The organism is Streptomyces sp. NPDC104313, assembly GCF_055583985.1.
This window is the reverse complement of sequence record NZ_JBVJMW010000001.1, coordinates 263,600-280,459: the sequence shown is the minus strand read 5'-3', so window position 1 is coordinate 280,459 and position 16,860 is coordinate 263,600. Positions and strand designations below refer to the sequence as shown.

General features: G+C 71.7%; 14 protein-coding genes and 1 pseudogene. 7 read left to right on the top strand and 8 right to left on the bottom strand.

What is annotated here, in order from left to right:
- The first annotated feature begins 96 nt into the window (after positions 1-96).
- The 3 genes from ACZ60Q_RS01280 (at position 97) to ACZ60Q_RS01270 (ending at position 5,462) form a co-directional block, all read left to right on the top strand.
- A complete protein-coding gene (locus ACZ60Q_RS01280) occupies positions 97-1,374 on the top strand; it encodes a sensor histidine kinase (RefSeq protein ID WP_469626618.1) in 1,278 nt (425 codons plus the stop codon).
- Positions 1,371-2,126 (top strand): response regulator, encoded by a 756-nt coding sequence (locus ACZ60Q_RS01275; protein WP_469626616.1) that lies wholly within the window; start codon positions 1,371-1,373, stop codon positions 2,124-2,126. The genes ACZ60Q_RS01280 and ACZ60Q_RS01275 overlap by 4 nt, the downstream gene beginning before the upstream one ends.
- A 186-nt stretch (positions 2,127-2,312) precedes the next feature.
- Positions 2,313-5,462: an efflux RND transporter permease subunit gene (locus ACZ60Q_RS01270; RefSeq protein ID WP_469626612.1), complete on the top strand. Its 3,150-nt coding sequence runs from the start codon at positions 2,313-2,315 to the stop codon at positions 5,460-5,462.
- Positions 5,463-5,643: 181 nt separating this feature from the next.
- Here the strand turns inward: ACZ60Q_RS01270 and ACZ60Q_RS01265 are convergent.
- Positions 5,644-5,739: pseudogene (locus tag ACZ60Q_RS01265) on the bottom strand (GNAT family N-acetyltransferase); the annotation flags it as partial.
- Positions 5,740-5,835: 96 nt separating this feature from the next.
- Here ACZ60Q_RS01265 and ACZ60Q_RS01260 point away from each other — a divergent pair.
- Positions 5,836-6,345: a DUF6879 family protein gene (locus ACZ60Q_RS01260; protein WP_469626609.1), complete on the top strand. Its 510-nt coding sequence runs from the start codon at positions 5,836-5,838 to the stop codon at positions 6,343-6,345.
- A gap of 152 nt (positions 6,346-6,497) precedes the next feature.
- Here the strand turns inward: ACZ60Q_RS01260 and ACZ60Q_RS01255 are convergent, their stop codons facing one another.
- Positions 6,498-6,692, bottom strand: coding sequence for a DUF397 domain-containing protein (locus ACZ60Q_RS01255; RefSeq protein ID WP_469626607.1), 195 nt, complete (start codon positions 6,690-6,692; stop codon positions 6,498-6,500).
- Positions 6,689-7,516, bottom strand: a complete 828-nt coding sequence (locus tag ACZ60Q_RS01250; protein ID WP_469626605.1) for a helix-turn-helix domain-containing protein — start codon at positions 7,514-7,516, stop codon at positions 6,689-6,691. Before ACZ60Q_RS01250 ends, ACZ60Q_RS01255 begins: the two co-directional genes overlap by 4 nt.
- A gap of 149 nt (positions 7,517-7,665) precedes the next feature.
- Here ACZ60Q_RS01250 and ACZ60Q_RS01245 point away from each other — a divergent pair, with 149 nt between their 5' ends.
- On the top strand, positions 7,666-7,965 hold the full coding sequence (locus ACZ60Q_RS01245) for a hypothetical protein (protein ID WP_469626602.1): 300 nt from the start codon (positions 7,666-7,668) through the stop codon (positions 7,963-7,965).
- 42 nt (positions 7,966-8,007) lie between these two features.
- Here ACZ60Q_RS01245 and ACZ60Q_RS01240 read toward each other — a convergent pair whose 3' ends face one another.
- Complete coding sequence (locus tag ACZ60Q_RS01240) at positions 8,008-10,263, bottom strand: tetratricopeptide repeat protein (RefSeq protein ID WP_469626599.1); 2,256 nt, start codon at positions 10,261-10,263, stop codon at positions 8,008-8,010.
- Positions 10,264-10,506: 243 nt separating this feature from the next.
- Complete coding sequence (nadA, locus tag ACZ60Q_RS01235; protein WP_469626596.1) at positions 10,507-11,694, bottom strand: quinolinate synthase NadA; 1,188 nt, start codon at positions 11,692-11,694, stop codon at positions 10,507-10,509.
- A gap of 264 nt (positions 11,695-11,958) precedes the next feature.
- Between nadA and ACZ60Q_RS01230 the strand changes: the two genes are divergently transcribed.
- Complete coding sequence (locus tag ACZ60Q_RS01230) at positions 11,959-12,315, top strand: HesB/IscA family protein (protein WP_007451212.1); 357 nt, start codon at positions 11,959-11,961, stop codon at positions 12,313-12,315.
- Positions 12,316-12,389: 74 nt separating this feature from the next.
- On the opposite strand, the gene ACZ60Q_RS01225 is transcribed toward ACZ60Q_RS01230, so the two are convergent.
- Together ACZ60Q_RS01225 and ACZ60Q_RS01220 are read right to left on the bottom strand one after the other, a co-directional pair.
- Positions 12,390-13,823 carry a hypothetical protein gene (locus ACZ60Q_RS01225; RefSeq protein ID WP_469626593.1) on the bottom strand — a complete coding sequence of 478 codons (1,434 nt, stop codon included), beginning with the start codon at positions 13,821-13,823 and terminating at the stop codon, positions 12,390-12,392.
- Between the two features lie 197 nt (positions 13,824-14,020).
- Positions 14,021-14,218 (bottom strand): hypothetical protein, encoded by a 198-nt coding sequence (locus tag ACZ60Q_RS01220; RefSeq protein ID WP_469626590.1) that lies wholly within the window; start codon positions 14,216-14,218, stop codon positions 14,021-14,023.
- 156 nt (positions 14,219-14,374) lie between these two features.
- Here ACZ60Q_RS01220 and ACZ60Q_RS01215 point away from each other — a divergent pair, with 156 nt between their 5' ends.
- Entirely contained in the window at positions 14,375-15,349 is a 975-nt protein-coding gene (locus tag ACZ60Q_RS01215) for a carbohydrate kinase family protein (protein ID WP_469626587.1), read from the top strand.
- On the opposite strand, the gene ACZ60Q_RS01210 is transcribed toward ACZ60Q_RS01215, so the two are convergent.
- Positions 15,350-16,732 (bottom strand): aminotransferase class V-fold PLP-dependent enzyme, encoded by a 1,383-nt coding sequence (locus tag ACZ60Q_RS01210; protein ID WP_469626584.1) that lies wholly within the window; start codon positions 16,730-16,732, stop codon positions 15,350-15,352.
- Between the last annotated feature and the right edge of the window lie 128 nt (positions 16,733-16,860).

Below are 16,860 nucleotides of genomic sequence, written 5' to 3'. Positions count from 1 at the left end.
CCGCGCCCGGCCCGCCGGACGCGGGGCCGGGGTGCTCCGGGCCCTCCCCGGGGAAGACTCCCGCACCCGGGGAGGGGCCGCGTACCGTAGCTGGACGTGACCACCCTCTCGTCCGGCTTCGCGCGCGCCCGCCGCTGGCTTCGGGACCATCCTCTCGCGCTCGACGCGACCCTCGCCCTCGGCTCCCTCGTCGCGATGATCGGCGGCTCGTTCGCGGGCCCGGGCACCGGAAACGGGCCCACCTTCGGCACCCGCACTCCCGAGCCGTTCAGCGTGCTCCTGATGGTCCTCGCCGCCGTGGCCCTGGTCCAGCGGCGACGGCGTCCGATGGCGGTGCTCGCCGCCACCGGGGTCCTCTCGGCCACCGAGTACATCCTGATGGACCCGCCCGCCCCGGTCGTCATGAGCACGGTCGTCGCCCTCTACACCGTCGCCTCGCGCACCGACCGCCCCACCACCTGGCGGGTCGGGCTGCTGACCATGGGGGCGCTCACGGCGGCCTCCATGTTCTTCGGTTCGACGCCCTGGTACAGCCAGGAGAACCTCGGCGTGTTCGCCTGGACCGGGATGGCCGGGGCCGCCGGAGACGCCGTACGCAGCAGACGCGCGTTCGTCGACGCCATCCGGGAACGCGCCGAGCGCGCCGAGCGCACCCGTGAGGAGGAGGCCCGCCGCCGGGTCGCCGAGGAGCGGCTGCGGATCGCCCGGGACCTCCACGACGTCGTCGCCCACCACATCGCCCTGGTCAACGTCCAGGCCGGGGTCGCCGCCCACGTCATGGACAAGCGCCCGGACCAGGCCAAGGAAGCACTCGCCCACGTCCGCGACGCCAGCCGTTCCGCGCTCAACGAACTCCGGGTCACCGTCGGCCTCCTGCGCCAGCAGGGCGACCCGGAGGCGCCCACCGAACCTGCCCCCGGGCTCGCCGTCCTCGGCGAGCTGGTCGGCACCTTCCGCAACGCCGGGCTCCCTGTCGAGGTGGCCGGCTCCGACCACGGCGCCCAGCTGCCCGCCGCCGTCGACCTGGCCGCCTACCGGGTCATCCAGGAGGCCCTGACCAACGTCCGCAAACACGCGGGCACCGGGGCCAGGGCCGAGGTGAGCGTCGTACGGGTGGGCACCACCGCCGAGGTCACCGTGCTCGACAACGGCCGGGGGAGCGCCGCCCGGCGGCCCGGAGCCGATGACGACCTGGACGGCGGCGGCCACGGCCTGGTCGGCATGCGCGAACGCGTCACCGCCCTTGGCGGGGCCCTCACCGCGGGGCCTCGGTACGGTGGCGGATTCCGGGTCCATGCGATCCTTCCGGTCGAGGCCCGTACGGGTGAACCGGAGCGGCCGGGCACAGCGGGCGGGACGGGGCTCCGCCGATGAACCAGCCGACACCGAAGCCCACACCGCGGGAGTGGCCGGCAGCCGTGCCGCAGCCGCGGCCCCGGGCGCCGATCAAGGTGCTGCTCGCCGACGACCAGGCGCTGCTGCGCAGCGCGTTCCGGGTGCTGGTGGACTCCGAGCCGGACATGGAAGTGGTCGGCGAGGCCGCCGACGGGGCCCAGGCCGTCGAGCTGGCCCGCGCCTCGGGCGCCGACGTGGTGCTCATGGACATCCGGATGCCGGGCACCGACGGACTCGCCGCCACCCGCATGATCAGCGCCGACCCGGAGCTGTCCGCGGTGCGGGTGGTCATGCTCACCACCTTCGAGGTCGACGAGTACGTGGTCCAGTCGCTGCGCGCCGGAGCCTCCGGTTTCCTCGGCAAGGGCGCGGAGCCGGACGAACTCCTCAACGCCATCCGGATCGCCGCGGCCGGCGAGGCGCTGCTCTCGCCGGCCGCGACCAAGGGGCTCATCGCCACGTTCCTGGCCCAGGGCGGCAGTTCGGGGGAGGGGCCGGACAGTACGGAGTACGCGGAGCGGCTGGCGGCCCTCACCGGCCGCGAACGCGAGGTGCTGGTGCTGGTCGCGGGTGGCCACTCCAACGACCAGATCGCCGAGCGGCTCGCGGTCAGCCCGCTCACCGTCAAGACCCATGTGAACCGGGCGATGGCGAAGCTGGGCGCCAGGGACCGGGCTCAATTGGTGGTAATCGCCTATGAATCGGGCCTGGTGCGTCCCCGGACGGACTGACCGGGGGGAGTTTCGGCGTACAGCGGCGTACTCCACCTGCGGTATGCGCGGCATCAGAAAGCAGCCCGGGGGGCGACGTTTCGGCGGCGCGCAGCGGAGATCGTAGGACTGGGCTGGAGGCGCGGGTTCTTGACGTTTCCCCCCTCCCGCCCTCTGCCGCGTACGCCACAGAAGAGAGACCCACCCATGTCCTGGCTGTCCAGATTCAGCCTCGCGCAAAGGGCCCTGATCGGGCTGATCTCGATTGTCGCGCTGGTTTTCGGCGCGATAGCGATCCCGCAGCTCAAGCAGCAGTTGCTGCCCACCATCGAACTGCCGATGGTCTCGGTGCTGGCGCCCTACCAGGGTGCGTCTCCCGATGTGGTCGAGAAGCAGGTCGTCGAGCCGCTGGAGAACTCCCTCAAGGCCGTCGACGGCGTCGAGGGCATCACCTCCACCGCCAGCGAGGGCAACGCCCTCATCATGGCGACCTTCGACTTCGGCGACGAGGGCACCAAGCAGCTCGTCGCGGACATCCAGCAGGCGGTGAACCGGGCCCGCGCCCAGCTGCCCGACGGCGTCGACCCGCAGGTCGTCGCCGGATCCACGGACGACATCCCGACCGTGGTCCTCGCCGTCACCTCCGACAAGGACCAGCAGGTACTGGCCGACCAGCTCGACCGCACGGTCGTCCCGGCCCTGGAGGACATCGCAGGCGTCGGCCAGGTCACGGTGGACGGTGTGCGGGACCTCCAGGTCTCCGTCGTCCCCGACGACAGGAAGCTCGCCGAGGCCGGCCTGAACGCGGGCACGCTCGCCCAGGCCCTCCAGGCGGGCGGCGCCACGGTGCCGGCCGGTTCCTTCTCCGAGTCCGGCAAGAGCCGCACCATCCAGGTCGGCGGCGCCTACACCTCGCTGAAGCAGATCGAGGACCTCCAGGTCGTCGCCAAGGACCCGGCGGGCGGAGCGCCCGGAAAGCCGGTGCGTCTCGGTGACGTCGCCGAGGTGAAGCAGGAGCCGTCCGCGGCCGTCTCCATCACCCGCACCAACGGCAAGCCGAGCCTCGCCGTGATGGCGACGATGGACAAGGACGGCAGCGCCGTCGCCATCTCGGACGCCGTCAAGGAGAAGCTCCCCGACCTCCGCAAGGACCTCGGCGTGGGCGCGGAGCTGACGGTCGTCTCCGACCAGGGCCCCGCCGTCTCCAAGTCGATCTCGGGCCTCACCACGGAGGGCGCGCTCGGCCTGGTCTTCGCGGTCGTCGTGATCCTGGTCTTCCTCGCCTCGATCCGCTCGACGCTGGTCACCGCGGTCTCCATCCCGCTCTCGATCGTCCTCGCGCTGATCGTGCTCTGGACCCGCGACCTGTCGCTCAACATGCTCACGCTCGGCGCGCTCACCATCGCCATCGGCCGGGTCGTCGACGACTCGATCGTGGTCCTGGAGAACATCAAGCGTCACCTCGGCTACGGCGAGGAGCGCCACGCGGCGATCATCACCGCGGTCAAGGAGGTCGCCGGAGCGGTCACCTCCGCCACCCTCACCACCGTCGCCGTCTTCCTGCCCATCGGTCTGGTCGGCGGCATGGTCGGCCAGCTCTTCGGCTCGTTCTCGCTGACCATCACCGCGGCGCTGCTGGCCTCCCTGCTGGTCTCGCTCACCGTGGTGCCGGTGCTGTCGTACTGGTTCCTCCGCGCCCCCAAGGGCACCCCCGAGGACGCGGCCGAGGCCCGCCGCCTCGCCGAGGAGAAGGAGGCGGCCAGCAAGCTCCAGCGGATCTACGTCCCGGTCCTGCGCTTCGCGACCCGCCGCCGGGTCACCAGCCTCGTCATCGCCGCCGCCGTGCTCCTCGGCACCTTCGGGATGGTCCCGCTGCTGAAGACGAACTTCTTCGACGCCGGTGAGCAGGAGGTCCTGACCGTCAAGCAGGAGCTGACCCCCGGCACCAGCCTGGAAGCCGCCGACGAGGCGGCCCGCAAGGTCGAGAAGGTCATCGAGCGGGACAAGGGCGTCAAGGACTACCAGGTCACCGTCGGCTCCTCCGGCTTCATGGCCGCCTTCGGCGGCGGTACGGGCGCCAACCAGGCCTCCTACCAGGTCACCCTGAAGGACGCCGCGGACCACGCGGACGCCCAGGACCGCATCGAAGAGGCCCTCGGCAAGCTCGACGGCATCGGCGACACCACCATCGCCGCGGGCGACGGCTTCGGCTCCCAGGACCTCAGCGTCGTGGTCAAGGCCGCCGACGGGGACACCCTGAAGAAGGCGGCCGAGGCTGTCCGCACCGAGGTCGCCACGATCAAGGACGTCACCGACGTCCAGAGCGACCTGGCGCAGAGCGTCCCGCGCATCTCGGTCACCGCCAACGACAAGGCCGCCGCCGCCGGATTCGACTCCGCCGCCCTGGGCGGAATCGTCGCCGGAGCCGTACGCGGCACGCCCGCCGGCTCCGCGACGCTGGACGACACCGAGCGCGACATCGTCATCCGCTCCTCGAAGCCGGCCGCCACCATGGCCGAGCTGAAGGCCCTGCCGCTCGGCCCGGTCGAGCTCGGCGACATCGCCGACGTGAAGGTGGTCCCGGGCCCGGTCTCGATGACCCGGATCGACGGCCAGCGTTCGGCGACGATCACCGCCAAGCCCGTCGGCGACAACACGGGCGCGGTCAGCACGGACCTCGCCGCGAAGATCGACGCGTTGGACCTCCCCGAGGGCGCCACCGCCACCATCGGCGGTGTCACCGAGGACCAGAACGAAGCGTTCATGAAGCTCGGCCTCGCCATGCTGGCGGCCATCGCGATCGTCTTCATGCTGCTGGTAGCCACCTTCCGGTCGCTCGTCCAGCCGCTGATCCTGCTGGTCTCCGTCCCGTTCGCGGCGACCGGCGCCCTGGCCCTGCTGCTGATCACGGGCACCCCGCTGGGTGTCCCCGCGATGATCGGCATGCTGATGCTCATCGGCATCGTGGTCACCAACGCGATCGTGCTGATCGACCTGATCAACCAGTACCGCGCCCAGGGCCTCGGGATCGTGGAAGCCGTCATCGAGGGCGGGCGCCACCGCTTCCGCCCGATCATCATGACGGCGCTGGCGACCATCTTCGCCCTGCTCCCGATGGCGCTCGGCGTCACCGGCGAGGGCGGCTTCATCTCGCAGCCGCTGGGCGTCGTGGTGATCGGCGGTCTGATCAGCTCCACCCTGCTGACCCTGCTGCTCGTGCCGACGCTGTACGCGATGGTCGAGCTCCGCAAGGAGCGCCGCGCCAAGAAGAAGGCGGCCAAGCGCGCCGCCAAGGCGGGCGTGCCGGAGCAGGTCGATCCGGAGGAGGCCCGCGAGGCCGAGCCGGCGAAGGTCTGACCTGACAGAGGGGAGGGGCCTGTTCCCACGCGGGTGCGTGGGAACAGGCCCCTCCCCTGTCTCCCGTGTGGTGGCCGGGCCGCAGGCGGTACTCGATCATCCCGTTCACCTTCCCGATCCGTGTGAAGCCGGCCTTCGCGAGCACCCGTCCCGAGGCGGGGTTGTCGGGATGGTGCTTGGCACCGAGGGAATCGAGGCAGGCTGTGGTGAAGGCGAGGGCGACGAGTTCCTCGACAGCCCTCGTCGCATAGCCCTGCCCCCAGCGGTCCTCGCGCAGGACGTAAGGTACCGGGTCACCCCAAGGGGGTACCCGACCACGAGACCGTGGTCCGCGTCCCCGCCCGGATGATCCCGACCCTGCGAAAGGCGTGCGATGCAGCAGAACGTGCCGGACTTCACCGCCCTGCTGAGGAGTGCTGAGCGCTCGGCCGTTCACCTGGAGATGCGCGACAGTTACATGGCGGACCCGCTGTTCGAAGCGTGGCGAGAAGGACGCGAAGTCGAACTGCCGGAGGAATACCGTCATTGGCAGGGACTGGTGAAGGAGACAACGGCCCGCGGCGTGACACTGCGGCGGATTCGGATCGTCTCGGAGCCGGTGACTGACTACATCCGGTGGGAACACTCCCTGACCGCACGCCACAACATCGCGGCCGGCGAGATGGTGCGCTGGCTCCCCAGGCGGCTTTCCTCCGACCTCGCGCTGCCGGGGAACGACCTCTGGTCGATCGACGACGAGCGGGTGCTCTTCCACTGGTTCACCGGCGGCGGCGAGTGGGCTGGACATGAGTTCAACGAGGACCCCACTACAGTCAAAATGGTCGTCACCTCACTTGAGGCTCTGTGGGACCGCGCCATCCCTCACGAGGAGTTCGTGGTCTAGATCCGCCGACTCACCCGCACCGGACAGTCGCCATTTTCGTCCCCTTTGTCGAGTGTTGCCGAGGCGCGCAAGGCCCTCGCTCACCGCCTGGTAAGGCATGGGGCCTGTCCCACGCATGAGTGTGGGACAGGCCCCATCCGGGTGCCCCCGGTCTACTTGACCGACGAGATGAACGTGTCCCAGGTGGAGGCCCGGAGGATGAGCGCGGGGCCGGTGGGGTTCTTGCTGTCGCGTACGGGGACGAGGCCGGGGAAGTCGTCGGTGATCTCCACGCATTCGCCCCCGTTCGTGTTGCTGTGGCTGCTGCTGCGCCAGCGGGCGGTGCTCAGCTCGGGGGAGTGGGTCATGGTCGGTAGCCCTCCATCGCGGTACGAATCCGTTCCGCCGACTCGTCCAGCGTGAGGGAGTTGGCCCGCAGCACCTCGTACTGCCGCCGCCATTTCTTCACCGCGACCGGGTCCTCGTAGAGATGACCGGCTTGGATGCCTTCCTCGTACGCCACCGAAGTGCCATCCGGCAGGGTCAGCAGAGTCAGCGCGCCGCCCAGCAACGAGTGCGGCCCCGCGCTGAACGGCATCACCTGAACCTTACTGCTCGGCGTGTCCACCTGCTCCAGCAGCGACGCCAGTTGCTCGCGCATGCAGTCAGGTTTGCCGACCTGTCGCCGCAGTACCGCCTCGTCGATGATCGCCCAACGGAGTGGTGGGTCGTCCGAACGCAGTCGCACCTGACGGGACATCCGCGCAGTGACACGATCCTCGACCTGTTCGGGGCTCAGTTCTTCCTGGCAGCGGAGCAACCCCCGCGCGTACCCCTCCGTCTGCAACAGCCCCGGCAACGCCTGCGCCCCGTACTGCTCTATCACCTCCGCCCGGAACTCGAAGTCCATGTACCGCTGGTACTTGTCCGGGTGGATCTCGCGCCGGGCCAGCTCGTAGAGCCCGTGGAAGTGCTGGTCGGTCCCGAAGGCGATGTCCAGACGGCTCGGGATGTCCGGCGGCGGCATCAGCTCCGCCGTCTCGATCCGGCCCAGCGCGCTCTTGCTGGAGTTCACGATGCCCGCGAGCTGGACCAGGGACAGGTTCGCCCGCTCGCGGTGGCGGCGCTGCTCGGAGCCGAAGTAGTGGCGGGCGGAGACATAGGGCGTGAGGGGTTGGGGCTTGAACGTCACGGTGCGTGCCTTTCGTGTGTCCCGTTCCCAAGGCCGGGACAGCTGCGCTCTGTTGAGGTCATGTTTCTCAGGGCGACGATTGCGGCACACACCGTAACCGCCCTTTCGTGCGGTGCACCAGAGGGCCTTCTCCGGAGGTAGCGACCGAGATGATGTTCGACAACAAGGGCCGGGCCCTGCGACTGCTCCCGTGGACCAACGACTTCGGGGGTCCGTGCTGGCTCAGCACCACGGACCCCGACAGTCGCGTCTCGCGGATGGCCGACGAGCTGGAGGCGTCCATGATCGCCTCGGCAGAGGAAGTGCTCTCCGAAGCGCGGGAGTTGCTGGCGGAGTCCGTGGTGGGGGAGCGGGAGCTGCGGTTCGCGGGCACCCGGCTCGCCGAGTCGCTGGGGGACACCCTGCGGATCGCGGCGAGCCGGGGCGGCCGGCTGGAGAGCGCCGACTGACGAACGCGGCTCCCGGGCCCTCCCGCTGACGGCCGGTGCCCCTCAGGCGCCCCCGCCGAGGGCCTGGATGATCCGGACCCAGGCGTCCCCGTGAGGGTTGGGGCGGCGGGTGCTCAGGGCGGCCGTCTCCCGTACCAGCCGGGCGCGGGTCTCCTCGTCGGCCTTGTGCAGGAGTGCGGCCAGGTCGTCCGGCTCGAAGCCCTCGGTTGCCCCCGCGAGCACCAGGGCCACCTGTGCGTGGGTGAGCGAGGAGAGCCGGTCGCCGAAGACCTGGCCCTCGATGCCCCCGCCGTGCATCAGCGCGACCCCGTCCCCGGCCTCCAGCGCCCGGTTCACGTAGGCCTGGAGGGCCTCGCGGTCCTCGACGAGGCGGTACGCGGCGTCCAGTCCCTCGACGCGGCCGATCTCCAGCATCGCGACATGGGCCAGCGGGGTGGCGTCGGGCAGCTCTACCGTCAGCAGGCGCGGATGCTCCTCCAGGTACGCCCGTGACTCCGTCCAGTCCGCGCACTCCAGCCACTGGGCCAACTGCTCCCGCAGGATCAGCGGATCGTAGGCGGCGGTCACCCCGTGGGCGAGGACGGCCTCGCGGAGCAGGGCGTGCCGCCGCGCACCGTCCGGGTCCAGGATCGCCAGTTCGTCCAGGGCCGTCGCCGCCTCCTCGCTGCCGAGCGCCTCGGCGTGCTCGGACCAGAAGTCGCGTGACCGGGGCCAGTTGGGCGCGAACATCCACGCACTGACGAGGTCGAGCGTCCCCGGCGACAGGAGGAGCCAGTCCGGCACGGGCGTGAAGGTCTCGTCCTCCCAGGCCGTGTGCACCGCCGCGATGTCACCGTATGCGCGCAGCGCCTGCCGGGCCCGTACGGTCACGGTGTCCGCGCCTCCGGTCCTCTCCGCGTCCTCGTCGAGCCGGTTCACCAGCTCACTCACCCCGGTCGCGGGCCAGGGGGCCGGGCAGCGCAGCAGGAAGGCGCTCCGTTCCACGCCCAGGCGCCGAGCGGTCGCCGGACCGGCCCCGGCGAACTCCTTGACGGTCGCGTCGAACTCCTCGATCGCCGATCCGTGTTCGCCGGTACGGGCGAGCGCCCGGGCCAGGTCGTCGAGGGCGCAGACCAGGGCGGTGCCGGGGGCGCCGGGGGCGGAGACCAGGGCGGCGTCGGGGGCCTCCAGCGCCAGCGACCGGTGGAGGGCCACCGCTTCCCAGAACGCCTCCACCGCCCCCTCGGCGTCCCCGTTCAGCTCCACGTACGTGCCGAGCACCTGGAGGGAGTCGGCCAGATCGGCCAGGACGGCGTCCCCCAGCTCGCGCAGGAGATCGACGGCCTCCCGCGCCGGGAGCAGGGCCTCCTGCGGGTCGCCGGTGCCGGCCAGGCTCCGGGCGAGGGTGCGCAGCGCGGCGGCGAGGCCGGGGCGGAAGGCCTCGGGGTGCTGCGCGGCCAACTCGCGGCAGAGGGCGACGGCTTCCTCCGCCACCCGGAGGCCCGTCCCCGCGTCACCGCCCTTGTCGAGGTGACCGGCCAGGCCGTCCAGCGCCGTGGCCAGCTCCGGGCGGAAGACGTCCGGCCGCTGTGCGGCGAGCGCGCGGAAGCGGCTGCGCGCCTCCTGGGCCGCTTCGATGGCACCGGAGGTGTCGCTCACGGCCGCGCGGTGGTGGCCGAGGGCGTGAAGGGCGCCGGCGAGCCGGGGGAGGAAGGTCTCCGGATCCTCCTCGGCGAGGCCCCGGAGGAGGTCGACCGCCTCCTCGGCGCGGGGCACGGCCTCCACGGCCTCCCCGGCGCCCGCCAGACGCGTGGCGTAGGTCAGGAGGTACGCGGCGAGCGCCGGGACGGACGCGCCCGGCTGCTCCTCCTCGACCAGCTCGCGCTGGAGCCGCACGGACTGCTTCGCGAACGGCACGGCGGCCACCCGGTCCCCGGTGTCGGCGACGCGGTCGCCGAGGGCGCCCATGGCCAGGGCCAGCTCCGCCTGGAAGTCGCCGGGGCGCTTCATGCCGAGCTCGGCGTAGATCCGCGCGGCCTCCTTCGCCGGGGGCAGCGCGCCGGTGCGGTCCCCGGTGGCGGAGAGCAGGTTCGACAGCCGGTGCAGGGCCCCGGCCAGCGCGGGCAGGCCGGTCGCGGGGTCCTGCTCGGCGGCGGCCCGCAGGTCACGTACCTCCTCCTGCGCGCGTGCCGACTCCGCGCGTGCCGACTCCATGCGTGCCGGGGCGTCGGCGGCGGCGTCCTTCTGCCGCACCTCGTGCTCCGCGCCTGCCCCCCGTGCCTCGTCGCCGACGCCCGTTCCACGGTCCTCGTAACTCATGCCCGCCCCACCGTTCTCGCCGTTCGTTCCGGTCAGCCTCATCGGGCCCGTCGGTCCCGCCCGCGCGAAGGTTCGCTGCGGTGAGTAGCAGCGTAGTTACGGCGTGGTGTCATTGGCTGCCGTACGGGAGAACCGGCCCCACCGGAACGTTCCTGCCGGAACATCCCCGCCGAGCCGTCCCCGGCGTACGCGAAAGCCCCGGTACGCCGACGGCGCACCAGGGCTTCGGGGAGCTGTACGGCTCTACGGCAGCGCCAGCATCCGCTCCAGCGCGAGCTTCGCGTACTTCTCCGTCTCCGGGTCGACCTCGATCCGGTTGACCAGCTTGCCCTCGGCCAGCGACTCCAGCGTCCAGACCAGGTGCGGCAGGTCGATGCGGTTCATCGTCGAGCAGAAGCAGACCGTCTTGTCGAGGAAGACGATCTCCTTGTCCTCCGCGGCGAAACGGTTCGCCAGTCGGCGGACCAGGTTCAGCTCCGTGCCGATGGCCCACTTGGAGCCGGCCGGGGCCGCCTCCAGGGCCTTGATGATGTACTCCGTCGAGCCCACGTGGTCCGCGGCGGCGACGACCTCGTGCTTGCACTCGGGGTGCACCAGCACGTTGACCCCGGGCATCCGGGCCCGGACGTCCTCGACCGCCTCGACCGAGAAGCGGCCGTGGACCGAGCAGTGGCCGCGCCACAGGATCATCTTCGCGTCGCGCAGCTGCTCGGCGGTGAGGCCGCCGTTCGGCTTGTGCGGGTTGTAGAGGACGCAGTCCTCCAGCTCCAGCCCCATGTCCCGCACGGCCGTGTTGCGGCCCAGGTGCTGGTCGGGGAGGAAGAGGATCTTCTCGCCCTGCTCGAAGGCCCACTCCAGGGCCCGCTTCGCGTTCGACGACGTACAGATCGTGCCACCGTGCTGGCCGGTGAAGGCCTTGATGTCGGCGGAGGAGTTCATGTACGAGACGGGCACCACCTGTTCGGCGACCCCGGCCTCCGTCAGCACGTCCCAGCACTCGGCGACCTGCTCGGCGGTGGCCATATCGGCCATCGAGCAGCCGGCCGCCAGGTCGGGCAGGACGACCGCCTGGGCGTCCGTGGTCAGGATGTCCGCGGACTCCGCCATGAAGTGGACGCCGCAGAAGACGATGTACTCGGCCTCCGGGCGTGCGGCCGCGTCCCGGGCCAGCTTGAACGAGTCGCCGGTGACGTCCGCGAACTGGATGACCTCGTCGCGCTGGTAGTGGTGGCCGAGGACGAACACCTTGTCCCCGAGCTTCTCCTTCGCGACGCGGGCGCGCTCCACCAGGTCCGGGTCGGACGGGGAGGGCAGGTCGCCGGGGCATTCGACGCCGCGCTCGCTCCTCGGGTCGGCCTCACGGCCGAGCAGCAGCAGCGCGAGCGGTGTCGGCTGTACGTCCAGGGGCTGGGCCGTGGTCACGTCACGCACCCTTTCTAGTCTGCGAACTCAAGTTCACTCCGCGAACTTCCGCGAAGAGCTTCGGCGAACTCGCCTTTTCGTCTATTTGACGCTATCTATCATAGCCGCTTCGTGTCACTTTGACGATGCCGATAGTGTCGATGTGACGCATCCCCCGGACGGCCCGGTGTGCGAGCATGAAAAGGAACAGACAAGCGCTTGGCACGGAATGAATCCGCGGCCGAGGCGGTTGAACCGTCGGCAAGCAGTCCGTACAACCCGGGAGAGAAGCAGATGTCCGTATCGGACGAGACCACCACCGTGAGCGACGGCATCCTCCTGTCCGACGCCGCCGCCGCCAAGGTCAAGGGCCTGCTGGAGCAGGAAGGCCGCGAGGACCTGGCGCTGCGCGTCGCCGTCCAGCCCGGCGGTTGTTCGGGCCTGCGTTACCAGCTCTTCTTCGACGAGCGTTCGCTCGACGGTGACGTCGTGAAGGACTTCGACGGCGTCAAGGTCGTCACCGACCGGATGAGCGCCCCGTACCTGGGCGGCGCCTCCATCGACTTCGTCGACACCATCGAGAAGCAGGGCTTCACGATCGACAACCCGAACGCCTCCGGCTCCTGCGCCTGCGGCGACTCGTTCAGCTAGGCGCCGCGCGTACGAATACGGCATACGAGGGCGGCCCCGGGATCAGTACCGGGGCCGCCCTCGTACGTCCGCCGTCAGCCGCGCGGCACCGCGCCGCCCGACGCCGCGTCGATCACCGTACGGTCGCCCAGCGGCTTCTCCAGCGTCACCGTCCGCGTCAGCTCCTTGGCGATCATGATGCAGGCCTTCTTGCCCTCCTGCGGCTTCTCCGTCACCGAGATCCGCACCTGGCCCGCGCTCTCCCGCGCGCTCGCCGTGTACGTACTGCACACGCCGCCCCAGAACGTCACCTCAAGGGTCCGCCCGTCCGCGCCGTACGACGTCACCTTCCGGTCCCCGGAGGGCGTCGGCGTCGTGGGCTTCTCGATGAAATCCGGGTCCACGGCGACCTGCGTGACGGTGCTCTCCGGGCCGCCCGGGGCCTGGCGGACCGTGAACAGCCAGGACGGCACCAGCGTCTGCCGGCCGTCCACGTGGTTCAGCGCGAGACCGAACACCGCGCTCTCGACCGTCTGCTCCACCGGGGCCCGCTTGCCGTTCGACGGCACGCACTGGGGGTCCGACGGGGACTTCCGCTCACCCTCCAGCGGTACGGGAGTGGCGCAGCCGCCGATGTCCCGGTCGGCGTCGCCTTTGCCCCTGCTCGCGGCGTTTCGCTGCTTCAGCGCCTCGTCCGCGCCGATCGCCGGGTAGCTGTCGCCCTTCTCCAGCGCCTTCAGGTGCCCGCTGCCGCCGGTCACCTTGCCGTCCGGGCCCACCTGGACGCCGGTCGACCAGCCGTACGTCGGGAGCCCGTCGATCCTCGGGTCGGCGTTCACCACACGGACGTCGCCCATCAGCTGGCCCGCGTTCAGCGCCGCGCCGTCCTGCCCGGCCGCCTTGAGCACCGGGACCGCCGCCGCCTTCGCCGCCTTCTCGCTCACCGGGTCGCCGCCCGGCTCCGAGGCCCCGTTCGCGCACATCGTCCCGGGCTCACAGGGCTTGGGCGCGGTGGTACGGGCGAACGTCCAGGTGCCCGGGGCCTGCTTCGTCACCTTCAGGAGCGCACCGGGACCGTCGTCGTCGCCGACCACCCAGGACGTGCCCTCGGTGCGTGGCGAGCCCGCAATGCCCAGCGCCTCCGCCAGTCGGGCGACGTCGGCCGACGCGACCGTGCCCTTCGCATGGTGGACCGCCGCCTCGTCCGGGCCGTCCGGAAGCTCGCCCGCGGCCCGGAGAATCACGGGCGGACCGCCCGGGTCGGGCTCGCCGGGTGCGATGCCGGGGGGAGGGGAGTCCGGGGACGCACCGCTCGGGCCGTCCGCCGGGGCGTCCAGGGCCAGCAGGGGGGCAGGCTTCCTGTCCGCCGCGCCGCTGGCCGCCGCGCCGCCGTCGCCCGCGGCGGCCGAGGCCCAGTACGCCCCCCCGCCCCCGGCCAGCAGCACGGCCGCGGCCACCGAGGCCACCGCGAGCGGCGGCCGTCGCCGCCGGGGGCCGGTCACGTCGTTGTCGGGTCGCTCGGTGCTCACCGGATCGCTCCTTCGACTGCGTTGCCGTCGCGGTGCCTACCGCGTGTCCCGGACCGGGGACGCCGGTGGGACGGAGCGGAGGAGCGTGCGGTTCCCGCGGTCGGGTAGGCCCCGACCCGGGCTCCGTGCGGGTTCCCGCGAGAACCCGCACGGAAAGGCCGAAACGCGGCGTCGTCCGGACCGGCCCCGGCCGGTTCTCAGTCGCCGTACTCGGACATCGCGTCGATCAGCCGCGCCGACGAGGGCGGGACCGTCACCCCGTTGATCAGGGAAGGCTTCACCGGGACCGGGGCGCTCTTCACGGGCGCCGTCCAGTGCGGCGCCATGCGCGCACAGTCACCGCGCAGTGCGGCCAGGCTCAATTCGGACTCGGGCAATGCGTCGTGCTTCGACATATCCGCACCGTAACCACGGTCGGGCTCAGGTAGAAAGACCTACTATCGGGTAGTTTTCCCTTTTCCTGGCTGACGGCGCACCCGGTAGCGTGAACTGTCACGTCGTCCCGGAGGGCGCACTCACGGCCCTTCGCCTTCCGCAGGAGTAGCCTCCCCGTGCGTATTGCAGTCACCGGCTCGATCGCCACTGACCACCTCATGACCTTCCCCGGCCGCTTCGCCGACCAGCTGGTCGCGGATCAGCTGCACACGGTCTCCCTCTCCTTCCTGGTCGACAACCTCGATGTGCGCCGGGGCGGTGTCGCCGCCAACATCTGCTTCGGGATGGGCCTGCTCGGCACCCGCCCGATCCTGGTCGGCGCCGCCGGGGCGGACTTCGACGAGTACCGCGCCTGGCTCGACCGGCACGGCGTGGAGACCGGCTCGGTCCGTATCTCCGAGGTACTGCACACCGCCCGCTTCGTCTGCACCACCGACGCCGACCACAACCAGATCGGCTCGTTCTACACGGGCGCGATGAGCGAGGCCCGTCTCATCGAGCTGAAGAACGTCGCCGACCGCTTCGGCGGCCTCGACCTCGTCTCCGTCGGGGCCGACGACCCCGAGGCGATGCTCCGCCACACCGAGGAGTGCCGCTCCCGGAACATCCCGTTCGCCGCGGACTTCTCGCAGCAGATCGCGCGGATGGACGGCGAGGAGATCCGTATCCTCCTCGACGGCGCCACCTACCTCTTCTCCAACGAGTACGAGAAGGGGCTCATCGAGTCCAAGACCGGCTGGAGCGAGACGGAGATCCTCGCCAAGGTCGGCCACCGTGTCACCACCCTCGGCGCGCGCGGTGTCCGGATCGAGCGGGTCGGCGAACCGGTCATCGAGGTCGGCTGCCCCGAGGAGGAGACCAAGGCCGACCCCACCGGCGTCGGCGACGCCTTCCGGGCCGGCTTCCTCTCCGGCCTCGCCTGGGGCGTCGGCCTGGAGCGCGCCGCCCAGGTCGGCTGCATGCTCGCCACCCTGGTCATCGAGACGGTCGGCACCCAGGAGTACACCCTGCGCCGCACCCACTTCATGGACCGCTTCACCAAGGCGTACGGCCATGAGGCCGCCTCCGAGGTCCGGCAGCACCTGGCGTGATCAACTGAGCCGGCGGACCACATAGGCCGAGCCGCGGTCCGCCGGCTCCTCGCCCACGTACTCCTGGCCCCGCATCTCGCACCAGGCCGGGATGTCCAGGCGCGCCGCCTCGTCGTCGGCGAGCACCGTCACCGTGGCGCCCACCGCCACCTCCCCGATCACCTTTGCGAGCTCGATCACCGGGATCGGGCAGCGCCGGCCCAGCGCGTCGACCACCACGGACGCCGCGGGCCCGGGGGCCAGGGGCGTCGAGGCCGGGGCCCCGAGGTGTTCCCGCACCCCGGCGACCACCCCGGGAAGGATCTCCAGGAAGCGGTCCACGTCCGCCCCGGCCGTGCCCGGCGGCAGCGACACCCGGACGTTCCCCTCCGAGAGCACCCCCATCGCCTTGAGCACATGGCTCGGAACCAGCGTGCTGCTCGTGCAGGACGAGCCGGACGACACGGAGAATTCCCTCCGGTCCAGCTCATGCAGCAGGGTCTCCCCGTCGACATAGAGACAGGAGAAGGTGACCAGATGCGGCAGCCGCCGCTCCGGATCGCCCACCACCTCGACATCGGGCACCCGCTCGGCCACGACCGACCGGATCCGGTCCACCAGGGCCCGCAGCCGCACGGACTCCGCCGCGGCCTCGCCCCGTACCGCGCGCAACGAGGCCGCCGCCGCCACGATCGCCGGCAGGTTCTCGAACCCCGCCACCCGCCCCGACTCCCGCTCCCCGGCCGGCCCCCGGGGGGAGAACCGCACCCCCTTGCGGACGGCGAGCAGCCCGACCCCGGCCGGACCGCCCCACTTGTGCGCGCTCGCCGTCAGCAGCGACCAGCCCGCCGGGACCGGCCCCCAGCCGAGCGACTGGGCCGCGTCCACCAACAGCGGCACCCCGGCGTCAGCACAGCGCGCGGCGACCTCGGCCACCGGCTGCACGGTGCCCACCTCGTGGTTGGCCGACTGGAGGCAGGCCAGCGCGGTGTCCGCCCGCAGCGCCCCGCCGTACACCACCGGATCCACCGCCCCCGTGCGGTCCACCGGGACCTCGGTGAACGAGCCGCCCGCCGCCTCGTGGGCCGCCGCCGAATGGAGTACCGACGAGTGTTCGACCGCCGAGAGGGCCAGATGACGGCCGACACGCCGACGGCCCGAAAGAGCCCCGGTAATTCCCGCGTGCACCGCCGTCGTCCCGGACGAGGTGAAGACCAGTTCGTCGGGGCGGCAGCCGACGGCCTCCGCGGCGGCCTCCCGGGCCGCGTCCAGGAGCAGCCTGGCCCGCCGCCCCTCCCGGTACAGGCGGGCGGGATCGGCCCAGCCCTCGTCGAGCGCGGCAAGCAGCGCCTGGCGTGCGACGGGGTGCGGGGGGGCGGCGGAGGCGGCATCGAAGTAGGGCACCCCGCCACGCTAGCCCGCACCCGGTCCTGCCTCGCCGGGGGCCGTTCCTCCCGGACGGGCGAGTGGCCGTCAGATGGGGCCCGGAGGCCCGGATTCCACCCCATGGGCGTGTCGGGCGGCGCGTTGGG